This window comes from Mycobacterium sp. NGS40, from assembly GCF_059812735.1.
Genome location: NZ_JCALDG010000065.1, coordinates 1 through 4,601 on the forward strand (window position 1 = coordinate 1; position 4,601 = coordinate 4,601).

A 4,601-nucleotide genomic window follows, 5' to 3' on the forward strand; every position below is an offset into this window, starting at 1 on the left:
CGCCGCCAGCTCGATTACTCCCTGTTGGTCAGCGATGACTTCTGGCAGCAACAGGTAGAAGGCGATGCTGGCTCGCTGCCGACGGTGAGCTCGGTTGTGGCCGCGCGTTGTTATTTGATTGAACGAATAAGTGGGTCCCCGCGTCTCGCCCTTCATTTCCACCCCGAGTTGGACTACTGGAGTTTGACGAAGCTCGTGGCCGCTTTCACGGCGCACCTGACCGAGCCGACGGTGGCGGCGCTGGATCAGCGTGCACGGAGCTTCCTTGCGGAGCAGGGAGTCAGTGAACCGGTGTACTGGCACCCGCCTCTTAAACTGCTTGAGGGACTTGACTTCTCGTAGGTGGCACACGGAACCGTGAGTGCACAGCAAATGCTGTGCACGAGTGAAAATGCACGTAAAAGTTTCGAAAATCGACCCAGTAGCTACCTCCAAACTGCATATCGTGGCGCACCTGACCCTACGTCGAAGGTGGAGGTAAATCCGATGAGTCGCAACAATGCACGGCAAAATGGTCAAGGCGGAGCAGATGGCGTCGTGCAGCTTGAGTGGACACTGCGTTTCCGCGACGGTGTGAAAACCGTATGGCTATGGCAAGTCCAAGGTGCTCCACCACTGGACCTGCTGGCTCCGATCCGGACGCCTAGGTCGTCGGCGAGTAATCGCCATATCCCAGTGTCGGCTTACACATTTACCAATTCTGGTGTCGTACATCTGGAATCAGGGCTTGAGCACGACCTGGTTCGCATGCTCGATCGTGACTCCACCGTCTTACGAATAATTTCCCAACCATTCCGGTTGTCATGGCATACCGAAGAACCGGTTACCCACTTCCCCGACCTATTGACCCAGCACATCGATGGCAGTGTCACCGTATGGGATGTCAGACCGCAAGAAAAGCAAGACGACGACTTTCAGGCCAAGAGCGTCGTCACCCGCCGTGCCTGCGAGCGGGTCGGATGGCGCTACACGGTGTTCGCCGGAACGACCGTAACGGAACGAATGAACATGTTGTGGCTGCACGGATTTCGCCACAGGCCTCCATGGGCAACGCATTTCGAGGAACAGATACAGCAGCTGGCTGAATGTGGCGACACGACGGTGGGCTCGCTTCTTTCGGCAGATGACGGGACCGGCGAACTCAAAACGGTGGTCTGGCACATGGTGTGGACGGGCGCATTGGACATCGACATGACCGTGCCGTGGACGCTGCACACACCCGTTGTAGTGAGCAAGGAGATGAGCCATGTCTAGCGGCCGTACCAGCCTTGTCGAAGGAACACGCGTACTGACTTATCGAGGGTTCGCGGTCATCGACAAAGTCGAAGCAGCCGGCGTCATCTTGCAGCATGCCTCCGGCGACACAACGAAAACCGGTTATGCGGAAATTGATTCAATCCGCACCCTTGACAACGGCGAAGTGTCAGCCCTCTGCGAACCGCTTCGCCCACGGTGGGACGCCCTCAGCGACGAAGCCCGCGAGTCGGCGCTGTTCAAGTTGGGAATTGTTCAAGAGATCTTGACCGGTTACCGAGACGGCCATCCCGCTCTGGCACGTCCTGGCGAGCCGAGACCGCCGTTCGGTCCGAGTGGGGCTTCGGAGAGCCAGCGCTGCACTGCGATGGCCATGGAATTGAATCTTGGAGCGCAACTCGATCGCAAACCGCCCCGCCGAATCCAGGACGAGGATTGCAGCACAGCGCATTACAGCCCGGTCACGATCAGAAGCTGGGTACGCGGGTTCAAAGAGCGTGGCCTGCTCGCGCTGATCGACGCACGAAGTACTCGCCAAAGCAAGTCTTGGGAGTTGATCGACGAGCGATACCGCCAGGTGGCCACCCAGATAGTCGACACCTTGGACGGGGACCGATCGACCATCTCCAACCAGGAGGTCGATCGCCGAACCAGAGTTCGACTGAAGGAAAACGGGATTGAGGACTTCCAGGCACCGCAGAGAATCACCCGCCAGTTCCTGGCTGCCCTCAAACGGGAGCGAGGAGCAACGACGCGTGCACAAAAGAGCCGGAAGCTCCGCAAGGTTTCAGGCGCAAAACACTACCCGGCGATTCGCCCGGGCCAGGTGGTCGCCATCGACGTCACCCGCGCCGACAATCTCGTCTACGACACACTGACCGGCCGCGCATGCAGCGTGGAAATCATCACCGCCATCGATGTCGCGACCCGCGTGGTTCTCGCGCTACGCGTCGTTCCCAGAAGCGCCAATGGTATCGAGGCAGGGCTGCTGCTCTACGACATCTGCCGCCCCTTCTCATTGCTGGTCGAGGGCACGTCCATCAGTCAATGGAGGTGGGCGGGCCTGCCTGGGCAGCTCGACCTCCGCGGCGTGGCCGTACGGGTGGGCAAGCGCCTGCTGGCACCGGACTTCAGCACTCTGCAGGGCGAGCACGGCGTTCCGTCCGTGCTACCGGATGCCATCCGATGCGACCACGGATCAATCTTCGTCTCTCAACATTTCCGGGCGCTGCTAGCGACCCTGGGAATCGATCTGATGCTCAATCGCGGCGGCAAGGCCAACGACAACCCACATGTGGAACGTTGGCACGAAACCATTCAGCGTGGGTTGCAGCAGATCCCGGGATACAAGGGCCGCAACACCTCTGAGCGCGGCAGACTGGTTAGCGATGAGCCCCTGTTGACCGCATCGCAGCTGCGGGATCACTTACGTCGTTTCGTCGCACTCGATTACCACCGCAGCGCGCATGAGGGCCTGATCCTGCCCGGTGAAGAGGAGGCAAGGATGTGCCCTCTCGAGATGTGGGATGCGATGACTGAACTCACTGGGCGAATCGATGTGCCGCAAAATCCGGATCTGATCTACCAGTTCCTCCCGGTTCGATGGGGGACCATCAGCCACGCCGGTGTGGAGTTCAAGAACCTGGTGTACGACTCGCTGAAAGTCTTTGAGCCCTATCGTTCGGTGCCAGTCGGGCAGTTCCGACCTGAAGACCGCGCGGCACCCTTCTTCTACGATCCGCAAGATCTCTCGCGGATCTGGTTTCGCGATCCCGCGACGAACCGAGTCGAACCCATTGAATGGCGCGGCTCTGACCACACCGTCGCGCCAATGACAGCGGCGATCGTCGACGCCGCGCGGCGACGGATACGCCACCGAGGCGGAAACCTGGTCTTGAATCGGAATTCCGCCACGCGCCAGATCCTCGACGAACTCACCCAGATCACCGAGGCACCTGCAAAACCGAAACTACGCAAGAAGCTCATCGCTGCCCGGTTGCGGGTGGAGCAGGCCAAGGCCGATCACGCCGAGGCGCAGCAGCATCAAGACCAGGTGCAGCCCCCGCGGTCACACCCACGGCGGCCATCGCCGGCGCACGACCTGTGGCCCGAGCTTCCGGAAGGTGCCTAAACGTGGATGCCCAGCTATGGCACGACTACTGCACGATGCAGCCACCAGCAGAGCCCCAACCGGTCACCGTGCGGCAGTGGAAGGTAATGACACGTCAGCAACGGGCAGGCCACATCGACCATTTGACCGAATGGCTACAGAGCCTGTTTCTGCCCACCGGCGACGTGGTGGCGATCTACGACGCTATCGACCACATTGTTCGAATCAACAAGTTGACTCCACCGGGCGCGAAGAGCTTGCCCGCGCTCTCAGGACCGAACTACGCCGGCAAGAGCACGATGATGATGCGTTGGGCGCGCGAGAAGTACTTAGCGTGGATCGCTGACGCCGAACTGGACCCCTACGGGCGGCCGATCATCCGCCCCGAACCGGGGTGGGAAGTCGACCTGGATCCCGTTGTATGGATCGACCTCGACGCCGCTGCCCAGATTAAGGACGTCGACGCAGCAATCCTGGGGTTCTTCCACCTTTCGGCCGAGGGAGCAAAACGCGACATATCGATGGCGGCGATGGACGCGGTTCGAAGACACCGAACACAGATCGTCATTATCGATGACGTTCACCTGCTCAAGACGAACTGGAAATCGGGACGCGACGTGCTCGACCACATCAAGCACCTCAATACACGCCTTGGCCAGATCGGCGTCACACTTGTTCTCATCGGTGCCGATCTCGAAGCCCGAGACCTAGTGCATGACCCACAAATCGCGGCCCGTCTCCGGCTGAATCGGTTCGGGCCGTACGAGATCGACGATCTCGACGCCGATCGGATCGGTTGGCAAGTGATCGTGCGCGATTTCGAGAGACTGCTGCTGCCTCATCTGCCGCGAAGTCGACCGAACGAGCTGCACACCAAGCTTGCGGCCGAGCTCTACCACCGCACGCACGGCTACCTCGGAGACCTCAAAGCGCTGCTCTGCGAGGCGACGATCGGGGCAATCACTGATGGCACCCACAGGATCCTGCTCCGGCATCTCAACGTCGTGACGTTGAGCAAACGTGCAGAGGAACAACGTCTGGTACCCAGCTGAAAAGCTGGGCAACGCCAGCACAAAGTCACGGCGATGGTCCAGTGACCGCTGCGCCGATCGCACCTCCTCGACCGGAATGACGCGCGATGGCTGGTCGCAGGGCGTGTGGTGCGTTTACCGGTGTGCGGACCCAGGTTGAACCTCGAACATCGCAATGTCAACGTGATTTGGCTCCGGTTTGACGG

Annotated in this window: 3 protein-coding genes and 1 pseudogene; all 4 read left to right on the forward strand. The window is 60.3% G+C overall.

What is annotated here, in order from left to right; translation table 11 throughout:
• A pseudogene (locus AC5Y5O_RS31705) lies at nt 1–342 on the forward strand (TniQ family protein); the annotation flags it as partial.
• Nucleotides 343–486: 144 nt separating this feature from the next.
• Nucleotides 487–1,254, forward strand: a complete 768-nt coding sequence (locus tag AC5Y5O_RS31710) for a TnsA-like heteromeric transposase endonuclease subunit (RefSeq protein WP_051641696.1) — start codon at nt 487–489, stop codon at nt 1,252–1,254.
• A gap of 88 nt (nt 1,255–1,342) precedes the next feature.
• A complete protein-coding gene (locus AC5Y5O_RS31715) occupies nt 1,343–3,385 on the forward strand; it encodes a transposase family protein (protein WP_500028721.1) in 2,043 nt (680 codons plus the stop codon).
• Between the two features lie 167 nt (nt 3,386–3,552).
• A complete protein-coding gene (locus AC5Y5O_RS31720; protein ID WP_500028722.1) occupies nt 3,553–4,416 on the forward strand; it encodes a TniB family NTP-binding protein in 864 nt (287 codons plus the stop codon).
• The last annotated feature ends 185 nt before the right edge of the window (nt 4,417–4,601 follow it).